Raw genomic sequence first — 22,281 nt, forward strand, 5'->3', positions numbered from 1 at the left:
CAATGCGGGAACGGCGGGACCGAATGCGCCGCGGGACGAAGGCGACTTTATCGCCCGACTGCGCATGGAGGCGCTACGCAGTCCGGGGCGACGGGCCTTTGGGCAAGGCAATCTGCGCGGCATGGTCCCCGGCCACCGCTTTCGTTTAACCCAGCATCCCGCCAATGCCGCCAATACCGATTACCTCATTCTCGCCACCCAGTTCACCATTACCGACGTCGATCAAGAAACCCAAGCCAATCAGGCCACCAGCAGCACTAGCAACATTGCTCCCATTAGCACCTCAACAAACAGCGAAACCGCTACCTCATCCGCACTGCCCTCAGCCCGCACCCAACAGTACCGCGTAGACCTGAGCTTCGAAGCCCATCCCATGAACGAAGTCTATCGCCCCGACCGCACCACACCCAAGCCGCGCATGTCCATGACCACCGCTGTGGTCGTTGGACCGCCAGACCAATCCATCTGGACCGATCAACTCGGGCGCATCAAAGTCCAGTTTCCGTGGGACAGATTGGGCCAACATAATCAACACAGCAGTTGCTGGCTGCGCACCACCAGCACTTGGGCGGGCAATCAATTGGGCAGTATCGCCTTGCCGCGCATTGGGCAAGAGGTGTTGGTTAGCTTTATGGAAAACGACCCCGATTTACCGATCTGCACGGGACGCGTCTATAACCAATCCAATCTACCGCCGTGGAATTTACCGTCCCAGCAAGCGCTCTCGGGCATGCGTTCGCGCGAACTCACACCCAACGGGGGCAACAGTGCCAGTGGGCGCAGCAACCATCTGATCATGGACGACAGTCCCGGTCAGATTCAGACCCAACTCAAGAGCGACCATTTAGACAGCCAACTGTCACTCGGGCACATCACCCGTATCGACGACAACGCAGGACGCACCGATCCACGCGGCCAGGGCTTTGAACTCCGCACCGACGGACACGGTGCCGTGCGCGCCGGCAAAGGCTTACTCATCACCACCGAAGCACGTCCCAACGCGCACAATCACATCACCGATATGGACGAGACGATTGATCGGTTACAGCAAGCGCAGCAACAGCAGGAGGAATTAGCGGACTTGGCGCATCGTCATCACGCGCACATTGACGGACAAACTCCCAACGACATCCCCGATACACTCAAACGCGACAATGCCGCCATTCAAGGCTCGCAAGCAAGCCAAGCGGGCAGCTTCCCCGAATTCAGCGCGCCCCATGTCGTGCTCGCTGGCGCAGCGGGCATCCACGCCACCACCCCCGCATCGACCCACATTAGCAGCGGCGAACATATTGCAATCACCAGCGGCAAAGATACCTCTATTTCGGTGGGCAAATCATTAATTACCGCCATCAAACGCGGCTGCTCCATCATGGTGTATCAACTCGGTGCCAAGCTTATCGCGGGCAGCGGAGTGGTGACGATTCAAGCGCAAAAGGACGCCATCAAACTCAAAGCGTTACGCGAACTCACTTTCCGCAGCGACCACGAAAGCATCTACATCACTGCCAAGAAAAAAGTCGTCATCAACGGTGGCGGCAGCTTTACCGAATGGAGCAAAGATGGCATCACCCACGGCACCAACGGGTATTGGTTGGAACACGCGGCAGCGCATTTGATGGCGGGGCCAAAGAGCAACTTCCCAAAGCTTCCAACTTTCCCTAAACATATTTGCATTGAATGCATGCTTAAAAGAGCGCAGTCCCGCGCATCGCTTGTTCAATTTGGAGATTAATCATGCCAACAAATTCCCTACAACTACAGCTCGCCGCAGCTTCCCAAATGAACACATTATTGGCCTTAATTGATACCGCACAAGCGCCAAACATAATTAGCGAACTCACCAAACTAGAGCCCTTACTCACACCGATAGTGTTTTTTAGTGAGATCGAGATAGCCTCCCCGGCCTTGATCGCCTTGCCGCCCTATGTTGAATCGTCGCCCCTATGGCAAAGGGTATCGAGTCAATTAACCAACAATCCCGCATCCCTGACGCTGATTGCTAGCCCCAACACAGGCCAAGTGCTACACGATCATTTAGCGGCATGGATGCTAGTTCAACTACCTACGGATAATACTGAGATGGTCCTAGCACTATGGGATCCCATCGTGCTTGCGGCACTATTAGGCAACCCTTCTGATACCAGCCTTTACGTCACCGGTCCGATTTTGACGCGCTCACAACGGGAGGCATTTCTAGTACCAATTAATTCATGGTGGTACAGCGCACGCGATGGTGACATCCACCAACTTGTACCCAAAGCGCCAACACCGACACCACCGCTCACAGCGCAACCCGTTACGCTCCCCCTACTACTGACACAGCAACAACTCGACGCGCTAACGGACGTTAATCTGCCAGACCAACTGCTAGCCTATCTATACGAAAATCAATCCAACTTAATTGAGCCGATACCCCAAAAGCAACGGTACGAAACGGTCCGAGCAGCGTTGAGCCAAGCAAATCAAATTGGCCTCCAAAATATGCGCGATCGTCTCAACTACATCTGCGCCACTTTGATTTATGGCACGCAGATGCACACCAATAGCAGTATCAGACAACTGCTACAACAAGTCCACGAACAGCAAATCACGCTCACACAAGCACTGGAACAGTTCCCTTAAAACCGTAATCAATTATGACCAAACCAACATCCGTAAAAGCCAATTTAGCCAAACGCAAAACCCTGCAACGATTCGCAGCATTAGCGCTTAGCTTACCTATTAGCGCTTGCGGACAACACAATCCACTTGGAGGACTAATGCAACCTAAATCGGTTAATTTAAATGCTGTTTTATTTAGCTATTACGACCAAATTGGTCGCTTTAACGCCATGATCTTTGACGTCTTTATGAACGACACATGGGTGGGAGGCGGTGGAAGTGGAACTGGCGTGATTGTAAATGCCAAATTTACTTTAGGCCCTCAAAAGCTGACATGGCGATTAGATGGTCCAGAGGGTATGCCTAGTCTGGGCGAAATCGTGGCAGCGAAGAATCCATTGAATTTAAGTCGCGAAGACATACCCAAAGGCGCAAATTATATTGGCATACATATTTATCCCGACGAGACCGCCGAATTCAATTTTGCGGTTGATAGCTATCCGCAAGAAACACCCAGAGGAAAAGTACTACGTGACGCCATCATTAAACGGAGAACGTCGAATGCGTCGCGTTAAAAGTTCAATAAGCCGTGCGATGAAATGCCACCGCACTGACAGCAACCCAATAGCGACTATTAATAAGCAACCTATTCCAACCAAACGCAAAACCCTGCAACGATTCGCAGCATTAGCGCTTAGCTTACCTATTAGCGCTTGCGGACAACACAATCCACTTGGAGGATTAATGCAACCTAATTCAATTATTTTAAATGCAGTTCTGTGGAGTTATTACGATCAAATCGATGGATTTAATGCAACGACATTTGACGTCTTTTTAAACGGTGTATGGGTAGGCGGGGCAGGTGGTGGTGGATCGGTCATAACCGGAGTGAAATTATTTTTTGGCCCTCAAAAACTTACTTGGCGATTAGGTGGCCCAGAGCGTATGCCGCGTCTAGGCGAAACCGTCACAGCAAAGAATAATTTAATTCTAAAACCAGTAGATATCCCCAAAGGATCAAATTACATCGGGATTCACATTTACCCAGATGAAACAGCCGAATTTAATTTTTCAACAGATAACTACCCACAAGAAACACCACGCGGAAAAAAATTAATAGATGCCATTATTAAAAGGAGGACGTCGCATGCAGCGAAGTAAAGGCAGAGTAAGCAACCCACTTGCATGCGATGGCAGCATTCCTAACGACTCTGTCAGCCCAACTAATCACGCCAAAACACACAGACGCAAAAACCTGCAACGACTCGCAGCACTGGCGCTTGGCTTACCACTGTCCGCTTGCGGACAACACGATCTACTTGGAGGACTAATGCAATCTGAAACGATTCATTTAAATGCAGTTTTATTTAGCTCGTACGACCATATAGATAATTTTAATGTGGTCATCTTTGATGTCTTTATTAACGGTGTATGGGTCGGAGATGGCGGCAGCGGCACTGGGGTAATTGTCGGAGCTAAATTTACCTTTGGCCCTCAAATAATCACATGGCGACTGGGTGGCCCAGAGGGGATGCCAAGGAATGGTGATACTGTTACTGCAAAAAATCATTTAGTTTTACGTCGTGAGGATGTGCCTCCGGGAACGAACTATATCGGCATACATATTTATCCCGATGAAACCGCCGAGTTCAATTTTTCGACTGATAGCTATCCTCCGGAAACTCCAAAAGATCAAGAACTACAAAAATCGCGTTATAACAGGAGAAGGAGTTTGCACAATGCAGGCAACTGATAAGCCTCTTTTCAGCGCGGTGGCATACAACGATGAAGTTAACGCTCCACTGATCCCCAATATTCAACCTATCACAACCAAACGCAAAACCCTGCAACGACTGGCAGCACTGGCACTTGGCTTACCTCTTTCCGCTTGCGGACAACACAATCCACTTGGAGGACTAATGCAACCTGAATCGGTTAATTTAAATGCTGTTTTATTTAGTTATTACGACCAAATTGGTCGCTTTAACGTCATGATCTTTGACGTCTTTATGAACGACACATGGGTGGGAGGCGGTGGAAGTGGAACTGGCGTGATTGTAAATGCCAAATTTACTTTAGGCCCTCAAAAGCTGACATGGCGATTAGGTGGCCCAGAGGGTATGCCACGTCAAGGCGAAACCGTCACAGCAAAGAATAATTTAATTCTAAAACCAGAAAATATCCCCAAAGGATCAGTTTACATAGGAATTCATATTTATCCCGACGAAACCGCCGAATTCAATTTTGCGGTTGATGGCTATCCGCAAGAAACACCCAGAGGAAAATTACTACGTGACGCCATTATTAAACGGAGAACGTCCAATGCAAACCCCTAACAAAACATTGATTCGCGCAATGGCATGCAATCGCGAAATTCCTGACACACCCCATACACACAATCAAGACTGCGCTGACGTGATTAATATAAGTGTGTTCTTTGACGGTACTGGCAACAATAAAAGCTCAGATGATAAGAATAAAAAATGGAGCAATATCGCACGCATACACGATTCAACTTATGTGCGCTCTCAGGACCAGTTTAACAAGGGAATAAAAAACAACTACCCCATCTACATCTCCGGCGTAGGCACTCCCTTCAATGGCACGGCCGCTAACTGGATCGACGATAAACTGATCAAAGCCGAAGACAATATTGCTGGCGGCGCGTCCGGTGCTGGTGGTACTCGGCGCACCGAATTTGGACAGGACAACGTCAACAACGCTTTAAAACAAGCCCTGCTCGCGGGCGCACAACAGCTTAACACCGAAGAGAAACGCTACGCGACGAAAGGTCAAGCGCTATCGGTACATGAATTGACCAAGGCGCTAGGCGGACACCGACTCATTCGCCGTATTAATTTGTCGATCTTTGGTTTTTCGCGCGGTGCTGCGTTGGCTCGGGCGTTCAGTAATGATTTTGTCAGTGGCTGCACCGTGGTCGATGGGCAATTGCTTTACCAAGGCTTTCCCGTGTTCATCCATTTTATGGGCTTGTTTGATACCGTAGCGTCGTTCGGCCTACCTGCTGCCAATATGGATTCGTTCTTTACCGAAAAGAATCTGCGAGTACCCAAGCAAGTGGAGCGATGTGTGCACTTTGTAGCGGCGCACGAACTGCGCTTTAGCTTTCCAGTTGATTTGATCCGCTACCAAGGTAGGCTCCCAGCTAACTGGAATGAATACGTCTATCCGGGCGTGCATTCGGACGTCGGGGGTGGATATGAGCCTAAGAATCAGGGCATTACCAATCAGCTCGGGCGCATACCACAACATCGCATGATGCAATTTGCGCTTAATGCGGGGGTGCGGATGTATTCATTGGAAGAGTTAAAAAAAGTAGCGGCGCAGACCTACGATGAACGCTTTCATGTCGATCCTAAAGTGGTCACGGATTTTACTAATTACATGCGCGCCGTTGCACCAAGCGGTTCGGTCGAACAGCAGGTTAAGCAACATATGGTGGCGCTATATTCGGGCTTGGGTACGCTGGCGCGTCACAATAAAACTACGCCGGGTCAAACCGAGAGACAGAGTTTTCGGCTCTGGGCGGGGATTGATGAGGAGGCACGATTTATCCGGCACGGCCTACAACAATCGCACAAGGTGACTATCGCCAATGTGCTGCATTACACGATCCCTGTTGTCGGTGCCGCCGCCGCACTCAAAGACGCCAGCGCCGCGGCCTACGCCCAAATGCTCACGGTACCGAAATGGTCGTTGGATGCGTGGAATAGCTTTGCCACGCCAGCAATCCAAACGATGTTTGCCAGTTATGTGCACGATTCCAAAGCAGGTTTTTTGATGGGGGCTGAACCGTTTAGCTACTTTCGCCAACGCGGCGTAACTGAATCCAGCATCAACATCCTAGCGCGCGGTTTGCGCTGGTTTGATGAGGTCGCCAAAGACGTTTCGCAGAACGTGATTCGGGTTTATTACAGTGCTGAGAAGGTGGTCGTAGAGCGGTGGACCCAAGGCAAAAAAGACATTCAACGAACCTATGCCGTCGGCGAGAAATTTATTATCACGACCGGAAAAACCTATGCGCTAGAGATCATCGACAGCACGAGTAAGATGGCGACCAAAACCTTTGATGCAGGTGAAAAAATGGTACTTTCTGCCGCAAACGAAACCAAATCCTTGGCGCTTGAAGTCGAACAAACAGGTGAGCGAATCGTGGTGAATGTCACCAAGTACGTGGAGGATGGCTGGCAGAAAATGAAGGAGGCATTTTGAACACCAGAGCGCTGTGATTCCAACTAACAGACAGATAAAGTCGACTAGGCCTTATCTGTCTATCTATCTATCTAAGAAAACCATTGCCCTGAACCAAGGGCAATCAAGAACTCCAAGATCATCGTCAATTAACCACTATTGCGCAACCCCGCTGCCACGCCGTTAATCGTCATGTGTATCCCGCGCCGTACACGTTCGTCTTGGTCGCCGTTGCGGTAACGTTTTAGCAGCTCCACTTGCACGTGATTGAGTGGCGACATGTAGGGGAAGCGATTGCGGATCGAGCGCTTTAATAGCGGGTTGGCGGCTAATAAATCGCTTTGGCCCGAGATTGATTTCAATGCGGTGATGGTGGCGCTATGTCCCTCGCAAATACGGTTGAAGATGGTGTTGCGTAACTGCTCGTCGTTGACTAGTTCCGAGTAGCGGCGGGCGATGTTGAGGTCGCTTTTTGCTAAGACCATTTCCATATTGGATAACAAGGTGGTGAAGAACGGCCAGTTAACAAACATCTCTTGCAGCAAAGCCAAGCCAGTGTCAGGGTTAGCGGCTAAATAGGCGTTGACCGCGGAACCGAAACCGTACCAGCCGGGTAGCATCAAGCGGCATTGCGACCAGCTAAAGACCCACGGAATGGCGCGTAAGTCTTCAATCGCGGTGGTTTTTTTACGCGAAGCTGGGCGGCTACCGATGTTTAGTCCAGCGATTTCTGAGATCACGGTGGATTCCCAAAAATACTGCTCGAACCCTTCGGTTTCATAAACCAAATCGCGGTAAGCAGTGAAAGCATGTTCGGATAATGCGTCCATGCAAGCCAAATATTCTGGCTTGGGTGCAGGTTCAGTTTTAGCTAGCAAACTCGCTTCCAAGGTGGCGGCGGCTAATACTTCTAAATTGCGACGACCGACTTCGGGGTTAGCGTATTTGGCGGTGATGACTTCGCCTTGTTCGGTTAAACGAATTTGACCTTGTACCGCACCAGCAGGCTGGGCCAAAATCGCTTGGTAGCTCGGTCCACCGCCCCGACCGACTGAGCCGCCGCGACCGTGGAATAAACGCAGGCGCACATTTTTTTCGGCGAATACGTCGATCAAAGCTAACTCGGCTTTGTACAATTCCCAACCTGAGGTTAAGAAGCCGCCATCTTTATTGCTATCGGAATAGCCCAACATCACTTCTTGCGCATTATCGCGGCTTGCCAACAAGCGAGCGTATTCGGGCAAGCTTAATAAATGCCGCATGATCGGCGCGCTGTTTTGCAAATCGCCGATGGTTTCAAACAGCGGAATAATGTTCACATCCAAACGCGCTTCTTGCGGATGCAATAAACCGGCCTCTTTTAACAGAACCGCCAATTCCAATAAATCAGAGACGCTATCGGTTTTGGAGATAATGCAGTTCGGCACTGCGGCTTTGCCGTAGCGATCTTGCGCGGTGCGGGCGGCGCGGTAAATGGATAGCTCGGATTGCGTTTCTTCGGAATAGGTGATGTAAGGCGAAGCCAACGGGCGCGGTGTGCTGATTTCGGCCAGCAGCAATTGAATCCGCCCTGCTTCGTCTTGCTCTAAATAGCGGCACTCAGGATTGGCGCTGGCTAATAATTCAGCCACCACGCGTTCGTGCACATCGGAGTTCTGGCGCAAGTCGATCGGCGCTAACGAGAAGCCGAATACATCAACCGCACGACGCAAATGACGCAAACGACCGCGCGCTAAAGCAGCGGAGCCGTTGGACAACAAGGAGCGATGCACAATCGCTAAATCGGCCGACAACTGCTCAACGTTTTGATACGCCTCTGCGTCGCCCGTTGGATGAATCACCGGTTCACCGCCCAACAAATGCCGATACGTTGCCGCTAAGCGCGCATACATGCCGGCAATCGCGCGGCGATACGGCTCGTCTGAGCGATGCTGGGATTGATCGGGCGAATGGGCCGCCAATTGCAGCAACTCGTCCGACGCGCCAACCAATAATTGCGCCACCGATAATTGCGAACCCAGCGCGTGCAATTCTTCCAAATAAAAACGCAGAGCGCGGCCACATTGCATGGCCAAGGTTTTTTCCAAAATATCGGCGGTCACAAAAGGATTGCCATCGCGGTCGCCACCAATCCAGCTTCCCATTTTAAAGAAGCTGGGCAATTCCACCGCAGGATTAGAGTTGAATTGCTGACTTAATAAATCTTCCAATCCAGCGTACAAATTTGGCAGTTCGCGCAGCAGGGTGTAATCATAAAAAGTCAGGCCGTTTTCAACTTCATCCAAGACCGACAATTTAGACGTACGCAGCATGCGGGTCTGCCACAGGGTTAAGACCGCGCGATTTAAGGCTTCTTCGTTAGCGGCTGATTCTTCGGGCGTAAGCTGCATGCGGTCGCGTTCATTGAGCAAACGACCAATCACCATTTGGCAGTTCAAAATACTTTTGCGCTGCACTTCGGTGGGGTGCGCGGTCAGCACTGGGCTGATTAAAGCCGTTTGAAAGAATTCGAGTAATTCGGCTGGCTTGTGTCCGCTGTCTAACAATGAACTCAGAGTGAAGGCCAAGCTGCCTTGCTTTGGTGGTGAGCCAGCAATCAAGTGGGCGCGTGAGCGGCGAATATGATGTTGGTCTTCGGCGATATTGGAGAGGTGCGAAAAATAGCTAAAGGCGCGAATCACGCGGGTCAAATTGTCATTGCTTAATGAATTGAGCGACTGCTCCAAACTCTTCTTACCTGCTTCATCGCCATCGCGGCTAAATCGAATCGCACTCTGGCGCACCGATTCAATAATGTTGAAGATCGCTTCGCCGTGCTGGCTGCGTACCGTATCGCCCAAAATGCGGCCTAAATGACGGATGTCGTCACGCAATTGCTGATCTTTGTCGTCAGCGCCAGCGAGATTATTGAGATCGGAGGAATTGGATGCAGCAGGCGTAACCAGAGCGTTCATGCTAGGAATCTTTATCAAATAGCAAAATTAATCGGAAGACAAGCAAAATAATTTGTTTAAACACAGAAAAACGCGAACTTTCAAAATTAAATTCTGAAAATTCGCCGTTAAACGTGATTTTCCTCGCTTATGTTGCATTGCGTCAAGTGAATAAAATTAATCGCGCTTTTGCCAGATTTGCCAGCGCTCGTTACCAGCAAAAACGGGGATAGAATCATCGACTGGATTGTTTTCTAGGCAATCGAAATGAGGCGCTAACAACCCATCTAACTCGGCTTGGCTAATGGAGAAAGGCGGGCCACTTTTGGACGTGGCTTCGGTGATAAAAAAGAATCCCAGTAATAAGGACTTGGCAGGCAGCAATTGAGCCCACCGCGCCGCAAGCTGCGCACGCAAATGTAGCGGCAGCGCGCATAAAAAAGCGCGTTCATAAATGAACGCCAGCGGCTCGGCGGGCTGAAATTCAAAGAAATCGGCTTCAACAAAGCGATCAGCGCAGGCAGGATGGGCAGCTTTGGCAGCGGCAACGGCGGCAGGTGAAAAGTCAATCGCCGCCACATCCCAACCAAGCTGCGCGAGGAACGCCGCCTCATAACCCGTTCCGCAACCGGGAATTAAACAAGCCTGATTTGAGTGGTGAGTGATAGAGGAAAAATAGCGCTGCGCAGCGTGCGGAACGCCGCCCTTATCCCAAGGCATAAACTGCCGCTCAAACCGTTCATCCCAAAAAGCAGGATTGCTGGCGTCGCGTTGGGTAAAGGTGGGCGAATGAGGCATGGAGTGGAGCGAACTACTCCATAAAGAACGACCAAAGCTGCAATAAAACCACGCCACCCAAGAATCCGCCTGCAAACCAAATAATGGTGCGCAAAAGGCGATTGGTGGTGCGTTGTTCGTGCAGCAGTTGCGTGATTAATTGCGGTTGCGTGTCTTCGGCGGCGCGACTTAATGCGCCGTGCACCAAACGCGGCAACTGCGGCAAGATGTGCGCGTAACGCGGCGCTTCATTTTTCAAGTTTTGCCACAAACCCTGCCAACCCATTTGCTCGGCCATCCAGCTTTCCAAATACGGTTTGGCCGTTTTCCACAAGTCCAATTCTGGGTCAAGCTGACGACCTAAACCTTCGATATTGAGCAAGGTTTTTTGCAGCAAAACCAATTGCGGTTGCACTTCCACGTTAAAGCGACGCGACGTTTGGAATAAGCGCAGCAGCACGTTACCAAACGAAATATCTTTTAATGGGCGATCAAAAATCGGCTCACAACAAGCCCGCACCGCAGCTTCTAATTCATCGACCCGAGTATCTTTTGGCGCCCAACCGGATTCAATATGCGCTTGTGCCACGCGCTTGTAATCGCGTCTAAAAAAGGCCAAGAAATTTTGCGATAAATAATCTTTGTCGAAATCATTGAGCGTGCCGACAATCCCAAAATCGAGCGCAATATAGCGGCCCAAGGTAGCAGGATCAATCGACACCATGATGTTACCGGGATGCATATCAGCGTGAAAAAAGCCGTCACGAAAAACTTGGGTGAAGAAGATTTCCACACCGTCGCGCGAGAGCTTGTTCAAATCGACACCGGCTTCGATCAGCTTATCGATTTGCGACACTGGAACGCCACGCATGCGCTCCATCACGATGACCGAGTCCGAGCAAAAATCCCAAATCATTTCTGGCACCAACAGCAATTTGCCATCGGCGAAATTACGACGCAATTGGCTGCCGTTGGCGGCTTCGCGCATTAAATCTAATTCGTCGTGCAGATATTTATCGAACTCAGCAACGACTTCCTTGGGTTTAAGGCGCTTGCCGTCTTTCCAGCCCCATTCCAGCAAACCAGCCGCAACGTGCATCAAGGCCACGTCTTGATCGATGCTTTTTTTCATGGCTGGGCGCAGCACTTTGACCGCGACTTCACGACCGTCTTTTAAGGTCGCAAAATGCACTTGCGCAATCGAGGCGGAAGCCACCGGAATGCGCTCAAAAGTGGCAAATAATTGATCCGGCGGCGCGCCCAATGATTTGGTAATTTGGGCAATCGCCAAATCGCTATCAAACGGTGGAACGCGGTCTTGCAGCTTGGCGAGTTCATCGGCAATATCCATCGGCATCAAATCGCGCCGGGTCGATAACACCTGACCAAACTTAACAAAAATCGGGCCCAATTCTTCTAGCGCAAGCCGCAACCGCTGGCCGCGCGGCGCACTCAAGTCGCGCCAAAACAGCAGCAACTCTAAAGCACGCACCGCTCTTCCAGCGCCCAAGGTTGAAAACGCAATTTCGTCTAATCCATAACGCGCGGTGACTGAAAATATTTTTAATAATCGAGAAAATTTACCCAACATCCGAACGCGCCTTTTCACATTTTTCTAATCGCTTCATTAAGCGCTCAACATCATCCCGAGTGCGACTCACGTTTTGCGCAAATTCAGCGACTTGGGACGGACGAACTAGCATGGGATTTTCTTCTAAAAAATATTCCGCTAGATTTTCTTGCAGTTTTTGCGCATTGCTTTGCAAGGTGGAGAAAACTGATTTACTGGTTTGTGCAATTCGGCGGCCTGCGATGTCGCCAAACACTTTGCTTAACTCATGCTCTAGATCAGGCCGTAAATTTTTACCTAGGTCAGAAATAGTTTGCGCCAAATCCGCGTCGCCTTCTAACTTTACATACGAGGCAGCGCGCTCTTTGTTTTGCAAAATCAAGGGCACGTCCGAGGGATTGATGCGGATCGTGACATTGGCGACTTCATCGTCCGCGGCTGAATCAAGCTGTCCCTGTGCGTTAATTTTTAAACGCAATGCGATCGGCGCAATTTCAATGCACGCGACTTTGCCGGCGTGTTGCTGCAATTGCTCAGCGGCCCAAGGTTCTTGGGCTAGTAGGTGATTGAGGGCGGGCAGAATTAAAGTTGGGTTCATTTTCTGGTTATCAGTTGAGCTGGTTAAGCGTCAGGTCAACATTAGTCGTGCATCGATTTGAATCTTGGAAAAAATCTCGTCGCAACGGTTAGGCTGCCTATTCGCCGCTTTACTGCAGCTTTATTACAACTTATTTACAGCTTAATACCAGTATGCAAAGCCGCCACACCAGCCGATAGATTGAAGTAATTCACGCAATCCAAACCGGCTTCTTGCATCATCGTTTTTAAGGTTTCTTGATCAGGATGCATCCGAATTGATTCCGCCAAATACCGATAGCTGTCGGCGTCATTGGCGATCATTTTTCCTAGCCATGGCAAAACAGAAAAGGAATAAACGTCATACGGCTTTTGCAAAGCGGTCGCGACTTTAGAGAATTCCAACACCAATAATTTGCCACCCGGTTTGAGTACGCGTCGCATTTCGGCTAAGGCGGCATCTTTGTGGGTCATATTGCGCAATCCAAAAGCTACGGTGACACGATCAAAATAATTGTCTGGGAAGGGGATTTTTTCGGCGTCGCATAACAAGGTCGGGGTCAAAATGCCTTTGTTAAGCAAGCGATCGCGACCAACGCGCAACATCGATTCGTTAATATCGGTCAACCACACTTCACCGGATGGGCCGGCTTGTTTGGCGAATTCTTTAGACAAATCACCCGTACCACCGGCGATATCGAGCACTTTAAATCCTGGGCGCACACCAGCTTGAGCAATCGTAAATATCTTCCACGCCCGATGCAAACCGGCCGACATTAAATCGTTCATCACGTCGTATTTGGATGCGACAGAATGAAAAACTTCCGCCACTTTGTGGACTTTTTCATTTTCTTCGACTGTGGCGTAACCAAAATGGGTGGTATTTGTCATGATTTGTGCTCAATTTAGCGTGGAACCGAAAGATGCTGAATTATAGTTGTTTTGCCCTGGGGTTACAAAACTAGCTGGGATTTCTCGGTATTAGATCGGGACAGCGGTGGCGCTTGTCCTTGGTTGCGGAATTCACGTTATTGGTGCTGCGAGCGGATGGTAACCGCGCGGGTTGCCTGTACAGAAATGGTGACCTGCCGATTCACTTCTTAATGCGACGAGCAGCCTTTGGGTGCGGCCATCATGGGAATATCCCGCCCCGTCTCAGCAGGATAGCCCGCCGCTTGCAGCTTATCTAAATACTCTTGCCACAGCGTCGCTTGATTTTCACCCAGCCAATACAAGTATTCCCAAGTGAATAAGCCGCTGTTGTGACCATCATTAAAATGTGGCTGGACCGCGTAGTTACCGACTGGCTCTAGCGCCGTTAAAGACACATTACGCTTACCAGTTTGCAAAGTTTGCTGCCCTTCTCCGTGCCCTTGCACTTCGGCGGACGGGGAATACACGCGCAAGAATTCAAAGGGTAATGAAAAAGTTACCGACTCAAATTCGATTTCGAGCACTTTGGATTGAGTGCGGACTTGGATAGCTGTTGGAGTCATGATGTTATTTTGTTGTAGAGGTTGCAAAAGACTAGGCTAAGCGCGCTTGGATGGCCGCTTTTAACGCCGGAATCAAGCCAGCGCGCTCTCGCATTGCGGGATTAATGCTGCGCTCAACCTGCCCCCAAATTGGGTTAGGAAAATGCATATCGTCTTTAAAACGTGGAATCACATGCCAATGCAGATGCGGCACCATGTTGCCAAAACTGGCTAAGTTGATTTTATCGGGTTGAATCACGTCACGAATCGCCTGCTCAACCTGCCAAACTACATTCATCATCAAGGTACGCTTTTCCAACGGCAAATCGCTCATTTCCTGCACGTGCTCGTGCCAGATGACGCGACAAAAACCGGGATAGTGCGCATCGTTGACTAACACAACGCGCCATTCGTCGGCTTTGACAATCACGTCACCTTGTTGCTGACATAACTCGCACTGGCTATTGGGCATGTTCATCGGTTCCTATGGACGAAAATAATCACACTAACACGCGCTCAATGCCGCCGTTGTTGGCGTTGGCAACATAGTCTTGCATCCAGTTTTCGCCCAACAAATGCTTGGCCATCTCGACCACGATGTAATCAGCAGTGCTGCCGCTGTCCTCATTAAAGCGGGACAAGCCTTGCAAGCAAGCGGGACACGAGGTGAGGATTTTGACGTCACCATCAAAACCATCGGCACGCAGTTTGTTTGCGCCTTTCGTCATCTCGTCTTCTTTGCGGAAGCGGATTTGGGTAGAAACATCTGGACGGGAAACCGCCAACGTACCGGCTTCGCCGCAGCAACGATCGTTCTTCTCAATCTTTTGTGCATCGACCGTGGTGATCAAACCGTTCACCGTTTTAAGCGGGTCTTGCAATTTCATCGGTGTATGGCACGGGTCGTGATACATATACCGCGTACCCGTTACGCCTTCTAATTTAACGTTCTTTTCCAATAGATATTCGTGAATATCGAGCATGCGGCAACCCGGGAAAATTTTCTCAAACTGGTAACCCGCCAATTGGTCGTAGCACGTACCGCACGACACCACCACGGTTTTAATATCGAGGTAATTTAAGGTGTTCGCCATGCGATGGAACAGCACGCGATTGTCAGTGATGATTTTGTCGCCTTTTTCAAAATCGCCCGCGCTGCGCTGCGGATAGCCGCAACACAAGTAACCCGGTGGTAGCACCGTTTGCACACCAACATGCCACAACATGGCTTGGGTTGCCAAACCGACTTGGGAGAACAACCGTTCTGAGCCGCAACCCGGGAAATAAAATACCGCTTCGGTATCCGCATTTGTTTGCTGCGGATTACGAATAATCGGCACGACTTTATCGTCCTCAATATCGAGCAAAGCACGCGCGGTTTTCTTGGGCAGATTACCCGGCATTTTTTTATTGATGAAGTGGATTACCTGTTCTTTGATCGGCGCTTTACCAACAGACGATGGCGGCGCTTTGGTTTGCTTTTTAACCCACGATTTGAGCAAAGTATTTCCCCAACGCTGGGCTGTAACACCGACGCCAAAAATCATCGTGCGTGCCGCTTTGATCGTCGCAGGGTCTTTCGCATTCAAGAAAAACATCGAGGTCGCGGTGCCGGGATTGAAGGACTTTTTGTCCATCTTGCGCAATAAATTACGCATATTCATCGACACATCACCAAAGTCAATATTGACCGGGCAAGGGGTTAAACACTTATGGCAAACGGTGCAATGATCGGCCACGTCTTCAAATTCTTCCCAATGCTTGATCGATATCCCGCGCCGCGTTTGTTCTTCGTATAAAAAGGCTTCTACCAGCAGCGAGGTCGCTAAAATTTTATTGCGTGGTGAATACAATAAATTAGCGCGCGGAACGTGGGTCGCGCACACCGGTTTGCATTTACCGCAGCGCAAACAATCTTTCACGCTATTGGCAATCGCACCGATATCGCTTTGCTGCATGATGAGCGATTCGTGCCCCATCAAACCGAATGACGGTGTGTAGGCGTTACGCAAATCGGCGTCTAAGCCAGATAAATTAAGCAATTTACCTTTGTTAAAACGACCTTCAGGATCGATGCGTAATTTGTAGTCGCGGAAATCTTTAATCTCGGCTTCGGTGAGATATTCCAACTTGGTGATACCAATTCCGTGCTCGCCAGATATCACCCCATTCAAGCGACGCGCCAAAACCATAATGCGATCAACCGCTTTGTGCGCGACTTGCAGCATATCGTAATCGTCGGAATTGACCGGTAAATTGGTGTGCACATTGCCGTCACCAGCATGCATGTGCAGCGCGACAAATACGCGGCTACGCAACACTTTTTTGTGCGTCGCGACGCATTGATCCAAGATTAATTTAAAGGCCGAACCGGTAAACAATTGGCGCAATTGGGCGCGTAATTCGTTTTTCCATGAAATCCGAATCGTGCGATCTTGCACCACATCGAATAAGGTCGCTGTCGGTTGCCGTTGCAAACGTTCTTCTAAGACTGGCGTGAGTTTTTCCAAGCCAATGTCTGCTAGTTGCGAAATGAACTCGACTAGCGGCTTATCCAATTCCTGCAATAGCGTTTCCCAGCGAGTACCGACTGCTTGCAGCAACACTTGCGCTTGCGCGATCCGGTCTTCGAAAATTTCGGCCGCAGGAATTTCTTCGCCATCCGCGTCTTCGTTTTTACCTAGAGGTAGATTCCCCGTCGCGAAATAATCACGTAACGCCGCAACCAAGGCCAATTTATTTTGAATCGACAATTCAATATTGATGCGCTCGATCCCGTCGGTGTATTCACCCATGCGATCAAGGGGGATTACCACGTCTTCGTTGATTTTGAAGGCGTTGGTATGCTTGGAAATGGCGGCAGTTTTAGCGCGATCGAGCCAAAACTTTTTGCGCGCTTCAGGCGAAACGGCGACGAAGCCTTCGCCCACGCGGGTGTTCGCAATCCGAATAACTTCCGACGCCGCCAACGCGACCGCGTTTTCATCGTCGCCCACGATGTCGCCAAACAGCGCCATCTTTGGTAAGACGCCGCGTTTAGATTTGGTGGTGTAACCAACTGCGCGTAGATAACGTTCGTCCAAATGTTCCAAGCCAGCCAAAATCGCGCCGCCTTGTTTGGTTTGTCCGTCTAAGTAATCTTTGATCTCCACAATCGACGGAATCGCATCGCGCGCTTGGCCGAAAAACTCCAAGCAAACCGTGCGCGCAAATTTTGGCATCTTGTGCAAAATCCAGCGCGCTGAGGTGATCAAGCCGTCGCAACCTTCTTTTTGAATTCCGGGCAAACCAGCTAAGAATTTATCGGTGACGTCTTTACCCAAACCTTCTTTGCGGAAGGTGCGACCGGGGATGTCGAGTTGTTCAGTTTTAAACGGCGTTTGCTGGCCGGGATGAGTCCATTCCAATTTAAATTTGGCGACTTCTACATCGTGAATCTTGCCTAGGTTGTGCTCCAAGCGCGTGACTTCTAGCCAATCGCCATTCGGATCAACCATGCGCCATGACGCTAAATTGTCCAGTGCGGTGCCCCATAACACGGCTTTTTTACCGCCCGCATTCATCGCCACGTTACCGCCTATGCAGGATGCTTCGGCAGAAGTTGGATCGACCGCAAACACGAAGCCGGCTTTTTCAGCCGCATCAGTTACGCGTTTAGTGACCACGCCAGCACCCGAATAAATCGTGGCGTATGGCGTGCTTAGTCCCGGCAAGACGGTCATTTCTACCGCGCCCAGGGTTTCTAATTTTTCGGTATTAATCACCGCCGAGCGCGGTGTTAATGGAATCGCGCCGCCGGTATAACCTGTTCCGCCGCCGCGCGGGATGATAGTTAGTCCTAACTCGAAGCAGCTTTTAACTAGCCCCGCCATTTCGTCTTCGGTATCTGGTGTGAGCACCACGAACGGGTATTCCACGCGCCAGTCGGTCGCGTCGGTGACGTGCGAAACGCGGGATAAACCGTCAAACTTGATATTATCTTTGGCGGTGTAACGGGCCAATAATTTGGTGGCGCGTTTGCGTAAATCGTAGGTATTACGAAACTCTTGGGCGAATTTTTCGACCGCGCCACGTGCCGCTTGCAACAATATCGCTACGCTTTTACTGCGTTCTATCCCTTGTTCGTCTTGGTCTGGGTCTTGCACACGACGCTTTTCCACCTCGGCTAGCCGATGATTGAGCGCATCGATTAACGCTTGGCGGCGTTTGGGATTGTCGAGCAAGTCGTCCTGCAAATACGGATTACGCTGCACCACCCAGATATCGCCCAATACTTCGTACAACATGCGTGCCGAACGGCCGGTTTGACGCGCTGCGCGCAAGGTATCCAAAACGTGCCAAGCGGGTTCACCCAACAAACGAATCACGATTTCGCGGTCGGAAAATGAGGTGTAGTTGTACGGAATTTCGCGCAAGCGCGTAGGTGCGGCATCGGGACGAGCAAGATTTAGAGCGTGAATTTGAGCAGGAGCGTTCATGGGAGCTTGTTATAAAAATGCAAGGGCAGCAAACCGTGGAACCGAAATATCAGCAAAACAACACAACTTCGGTCAATTTCGGCAAAAAAGTGACGAAATTCTTAAATAAAGACTTTATTAAACGAAAAACTGCGCCCAGCAAGGTAAGGCATAGAAAATAATTCGCACCATTTTATCGTATTGCGTTGCACCACGTTGTACCTGTGTAACTCTTTCTCGCGTCAAAACGAAATTAAATTAGGAATAAGGCGTCCTTTTCGCCCCAAATTGGACAAAAAATCGAAATTTATTTGGCTTTGCACTATTTTATTCAGCCGATTTCTTAACTACCCGTTCGTGCGCCAAATATTCCACGTCATTTTGCCCAGCCCCTTAAACAAAATGAATTAATGGATTACAAACGGCCCAAATTACACCCGATTTCACTGAAATAATCATATTTATTCAACCACTTATGACTACTCCACGAAGTTAAAGCAGTGGTTTTCAGCTTATAATGCTCGATTATTTTGCAACGGATTTGGCTGGCCTTTATGAGTACCGACTATTTAAAAAAAATATTAACTTCCCGTGTTTATGATGTCGCCATCGAAAGTCCGTTAGAACTCTCCCCCACCCTGACCGAGCGCTACCACAACCGCATTTTCTTCAAGCGTGAAGACATGCAAAACGTGTTTAGCTTCAAAATTCGCGGCGCGTACAACCGCATGGCGCAGCTCTCGCCGCAAGAATTAAAGCGCGGCGTCATTTGCGCCTCGGCTGGTAATCACGCGCAAGGTGTGGCGTATTCAGCCGCCAAACTGAAGTGCCACGCCACTATCGTAATGCCTAGCTCGACACCGCAAGTCAAAATCGATGCGGTCAGAATGCACGGTGGTAACAATGTAGAAGTTGTCCTGCATGGCGACTCCTATTCGGACGCGTACGCTCACGCGCTAATGCTACAAAAAAAGCACAAGCTAACTTTCGCCCATCCCTTCAACGATCCTGATGTCATCGCTGGACAAGGTACCATCGGGATGGAAATTTTGCGTCAACACGCCGAGCCTATCCACGCGATTTTTATCCCAGTTGGCGGCGGCGGTTTGTTGGGCGGTGTGGCGGCCTACGTTAAAGCTGTGCGCCCAGAAATCAAAATCATCGGCGTTGAGACGGTAGATGCTGATGCGATGAAACGCAGCTTAGAAACCGGCAAGCGGGTTGATTTACCGGAAGTCGGTTTATTTGCTGACGGCACCGCCGTTAAATTGGTCGGCGACGAAACTTTCCGCCTCGCGCAGCTTTATGTTGATGAAGTCATCTTGGTCGATACCGACGCGATTTGCGCCGCCTTAAAAGACGTATTTCAAGACACGCGCAGTATTTTGGAACCGTCCGGCGCGTTGTCGATTGCGGGTGCTAAAGCCTATTTGGAACGAGCAAAAGCCAATAAAACGCCGCTTAAAAATGAAAGCCTCATCACCATCGCCAGCGGCGCGAACATGAACTTTGATCGTCTGCGCTTCGTCGCTGAACGCGCCGAAGTCGGTGAAGCACGCGAAGCCGTTTTTGCGGTGACCATCCCAGAAGAACGCGGCAGCTTCAAGCGGTTCTGCGAATTGGTCGGGCCGCGTAATGTGACCGAATTTAATTACCGCATCAGCGACCAACAATCGGCCCACATCTTCATCGGCATCCAAGTCAACAACCGCGATGAATCGGGCAAAATCGCCAAGAGTTTTATCAAGCACGGTTTTGCCACGCTCGATTTGTCGGGCGATGAATTGGCCAAATTACATATCCGCCATTTGGTCGGCGGCAAGAGCGATTTGGCTAAGGATGAAATCCTATACCGCTTTGAATTCCCAGAACGTCCGGGCGCGTTGATGCGCTTCTTGTCCAGCATGGCGCCGAATTGGAATATCAGCTTATTCCATTACCGCAATCACGGCGCGGATTACGGCCGTATTTTGGTCGGCCTGCAAGTGCCGAAAAACGAAATGCGCGAATTCAAAAAATTCCTCGCCAATTTGGGCTACCGCCATTGGGACGAAAGCAGCAATCCTGTGTACAAATTATTCTTAGCTCAAGGCAATCAGAAATAAGTCATGCAAGAAAATACTCCCGACAATTCTGCCCTTGGCAAAACTAGTACCTACGTCACGCAATATGACGCCAGTTTGCTGTTTCCGATCCCGCGCGCGGCCAAACGCGCCGAAATTGGCTTGGGCGCAAGCCTGCCATTTTTTGGCATGGATATTTGGAATGCCTATGAGGTTTCTTGGTTAAATTTACGTGGCAAACCACAAATCGCGATTGCCACGTTTATGGTGCCAGCCGATTCGCACAACATCATTGAATCCAAATCGTTCAAGCTGTATTTAAATTCATTCAACCAAACGAAGTTGGCTGATTCGGATGCTTTATTAACGTTGCTTAAGCAAGATATTTCGGCCGGCTTTGGCGCGCCAGTGCAAATTAAGTTGACGTTGCCTGAGCAATTTTCGCAATATCAATTCGGTGAATTGAGCGGATTATTATTAGATCGGCTGGACATCGACGTTGACCAATATTCACCGAATACCGCGTTGTTGAAATCGGATAGTGAAGCCGCGCCAATCGAAGAAACCTTGGTGTCTCATTTATTGAAATCCAATTGCTTAGTCACCGGCCAACCCGACTGGGCAAGTGTGCAAATTCATTATGTCGGCGCGCCGATTGAGCAAGAAGGTTTGCTGAAATATTTAATCGGATTTCGCAACCACAACGAATTCCACGAGCAATGCGTTGAGCGTATTTTCAACGATATTTTAGTCGCCTGTAAGCCGCAAAAACTGGCTGTCTATGCGCGCTACACCCGCCGTGGTGGATTGGATATTAATCCGTGGCGCAGTAATTTTTCTAGCAATCAAACCCCGTCCAATTTACGCAATTCGCGACAATAATTTTTTACTTTAACTATCCGCCATGACCATTCTTAATTTACGCAACCTAGCGGCTTTATTGGTATTAAGCAGCGCTTTTTCAGCGAACGCCCAAACCGAAACAACTAGCCCAGCAAACACCGATCAATCTAGTTGGTTTCCGAGCATCTCAACGCTGTATAACAGCGCCGTCACTACCACAGAAAATCTGTACGACAACGGTCGTTTATCGATTATTTTGTCGGGTTACACTTGGCACGATCCGCGCACCTATTCGCCAGCAAAACGCGCAACCTTAAATGCCGACGCTTGGGGTTTCGGTGTGAGTAAAGAATTGCGCGACGCGAAAGATAATGAAGAAAGTATCCAAATCTTGGCGATTTCCGATTCGCATTTCAAACCACAAATTAACGCGAGCTACACCTATCAATGGATGAAGCCAATTGGCGGCAATTGGGAAATTGGCGCTGGCGTTAATGCTGGCTTGGTTAGCCGCACCGACATCTTTAACAGCATTCCATTCCCAGGCATTTTGCCGATGTTTTCAGTCGGCACGCGCGACACCAAAGTCACCATGACTTATGTGCCGCATCTGTCTGGCAGCGTCAACGGTAACGTGCTGTATTTCAACTTGCGCGTGGCAGTTAAGTAATTAAAAGGCAATTAATTTAAGTTTGTTACACACATCGAGAGTTACTCTGCTCAATATCCAACAGAAAAAGCTCTCGAAGTTGCACATTGTGGCAAGAAGCC

18 protein-coding genes are annotated in these 22,281 nt (G+C 49.7%); 10 read left to right on the forward strand and 8 right to left on the reverse strand.

The genetic code is table 11. The features are described from left to right. The 7 genes from E2I14_RS12325 to E2I14_RS12355 form a co-directional block, all read left to right on the forward strand. Positions 1-1,735: type VI secretion system Vgr family protein (locus tag E2I14_RS12325; RefSeq protein ID WP_133328946.1), on the forward strand; the 1,735-nt coding region annotated here is incomplete at its 5' end. Between the two features lie 2 nt (positions 1,736-1,737). Beyond that, the gene (locus E2I14_RS12330) at positions 1,738-2,625 is read left to right on the forward strand and encodes a DUF4123 domain-containing protein (RefSeq protein WP_133328948.1); all 888 of its coding nucleotides are present in this window, start codon (positions 1,738-1,740) and stop codon (positions 2,623-2,625) included. A gap of 14 nt (positions 2,626-2,639) precedes the next feature. Further along, positions 2,640-3,179, forward strand: a complete 540-nt coding sequence (locus E2I14_RS12335) for a hypothetical protein (RefSeq protein WP_133328949.1) — start codon at positions 2,640-2,642, stop codon at positions 3,177-3,179. After that, on the forward strand, positions 3,166-3,765 hold the full coding sequence (locus tag E2I14_RS12340; RefSeq protein ID WP_133328951.1) for a hypothetical protein: 600 nt from the start codon (positions 3,166-3,168) through the stop codon (positions 3,763-3,765). Before E2I14_RS12335 ends, E2I14_RS12340 begins: the two co-directional genes overlap by 14 nt. After that, the gene (locus E2I14_RS12345; protein ID WP_133328953.1) at positions 3,752-4,357 is read left to right on the forward strand and encodes a hypothetical protein; all 606 of its coding nucleotides are present in this window, start codon (positions 3,752-3,754) and stop codon (positions 4,355-4,357) included. The genes E2I14_RS12340 and E2I14_RS12345 overlap by 14 nt, the downstream gene beginning before the upstream one ends. Beyond that, positions 4,344-4,940 (forward strand): hypothetical protein, encoded by a 597-nt coding sequence (locus E2I14_RS12350; RefSeq protein WP_133328955.1) that lies wholly within the window; start codon positions 4,344-4,346, stop codon positions 4,938-4,940. The genes E2I14_RS12345 and E2I14_RS12350 overlap by 14 nt, the downstream gene beginning before the upstream one ends. Further along, a complete protein-coding gene (locus E2I14_RS12355) occupies positions 4,927-6,837 on the forward strand; it encodes a T6SS phospholipase effector Tle1-like catalytic domain-containing protein (RefSeq protein ID WP_165967823.1) in 1,911 nt (636 codons plus the stop codon). Before E2I14_RS12350 ends, E2I14_RS12355 begins: the two co-directional genes overlap by 14 nt. A 128-nt stretch (positions 6,838-6,965) precedes the next feature. Here the strand turns inward: E2I14_RS12355 and ppc are convergent, their stop codons facing one another. The 8 genes from ppc to E2I14_RS12395 form a co-directional block, all read right to left on the reverse strand. Next, a complete protein-coding gene (gene ppc, locus E2I14_RS12360; protein ID WP_133328959.1) occupies positions 6,966-9,770 on the reverse strand; it encodes a phosphoenolpyruvate carboxylase in 2,805 nt (934 codons plus the stop codon). 156 nt (positions 9,771-9,926) lie between these two features. Then, positions 9,927-10,547 (reverse strand): methyltransferase domain-containing protein, encoded by a 621-nt coding sequence (locus E2I14_RS12365; protein WP_133328961.1) that lies wholly within the window; start codon positions 10,545-10,547, stop codon positions 9,927-9,929. A gap of 13 nt (positions 10,548-10,560) precedes the next feature. Next, on the reverse strand, positions 10,561-12,117 hold the full coding sequence (gene ubiB / locus E2I14_RS12370) for a ubiquinone biosynthesis regulatory protein kinase UbiB (RefSeq protein ID WP_133328963.1): 1,557 nt from the start codon (positions 12,115-12,117) through the stop codon (positions 10,561-10,563). Continuing rightward, a complete protein-coding gene (locus E2I14_RS12375) occupies positions 12,107-12,694 on the reverse strand; it encodes a ubiquinone biosynthesis accessory factor UbiJ (protein ID WP_133328965.1) in 588 nt (195 codons plus the stop codon). Before E2I14_RS12375 ends, ubiB begins: the two co-directional genes overlap by 11 nt. Before the next feature lie 134 nt (positions 12,695-12,828). Then, a complete protein-coding gene (gene ubiE, locus E2I14_RS12380) occupies positions 12,829-13,563 on the reverse strand; it encodes a bifunctional demethylmenaquinone methyltransferase/2-methoxy-6-polyprenyl-1,4-benzoquinol methylase UbiE (RefSeq protein ID WP_133328967.1) in 735 nt (244 codons plus the stop codon). Between the two features lie 209 nt (positions 13,564-13,772). Further along, positions 13,773-14,168, reverse strand: a complete 396-nt coding sequence (locus E2I14_RS12385) for a gamma-butyrobetaine hydroxylase-like domain-containing protein (protein WP_133328968.1) — start codon at positions 14,166-14,168, stop codon at positions 13,773-13,775. A 31-nt stretch (positions 14,169-14,199) separates the two neighbouring features. Continuing rightward, a complete protein-coding gene (locus E2I14_RS12390) occupies positions 14,200-14,619 on the reverse strand; it encodes an HIT family protein (protein ID WP_227544724.1) in 420 nt (139 codons plus the stop codon). Between the two features lie 28 nt (positions 14,620-14,647). Next, complete coding sequence (locus E2I14_RS12395) at positions 14,648-18,625, reverse strand: DUF3683 domain-containing protein (RefSeq protein ID WP_133328972.1); 3,978 nt, start codon at positions 18,623-18,625, stop codon at positions 14,648-14,650. Between the two features lie 533 nt (positions 18,626-19,158). On the opposite strand from E2I14_RS12395, the gene ilvA reads away from it, so the two are divergent. Genes ilvA through E2I14_RS12410 form a run of 3 tightly spaced genes read left to right on the forward strand, consistent with a single transcriptional unit; the run spans position 19,159 to position 22,180 of the window. After that, the gene (gene ilvA, locus E2I14_RS12400) at positions 19,159-20,709 is read left to right on the forward strand and encodes a threonine ammonia-lyase, biosynthetic (RefSeq protein ID WP_133328974.1); all 1,551 of its coding nucleotides are present in this window, start codon (positions 19,159-19,161) and stop codon (positions 20,707-20,709) included. A 3-nt stretch (positions 20,710-20,712) separates the two neighbouring features. Beyond that, positions 20,713-21,549: an NADPH-dependent 7-cyano-7-deazaguanine reductase QueF gene (gene queF / locus E2I14_RS12405; protein ID WP_133328976.1), complete on the forward strand. Its 837-nt coding sequence runs from the start codon at positions 20,713-20,715 to the stop codon at positions 21,547-21,549. A gap of 22 nt (positions 21,550-21,571) precedes the next feature. Continuing rightward, the gene (locus E2I14_RS12410; RefSeq protein WP_133328978.1) at positions 21,572-22,180 is read left to right on the forward strand and encodes a hypothetical protein; all 609 of its coding nucleotides are present in this window, start codon (positions 21,572-21,574) and stop codon (positions 22,178-22,180) included. The last annotated feature ends 101 nt before the right edge of the window (positions 22,181-22,281 follow it).

Origin of the sequence: Sapientia aquatica, assembly GCF_004358105.1 — a bacterium.
GTDB lineage: Bacteria > Pseudomonadota > Gammaproteobacteria > Burkholderiales > Burkholderiaceae_D > Solimicrobium > Solimicrobium aquaticum.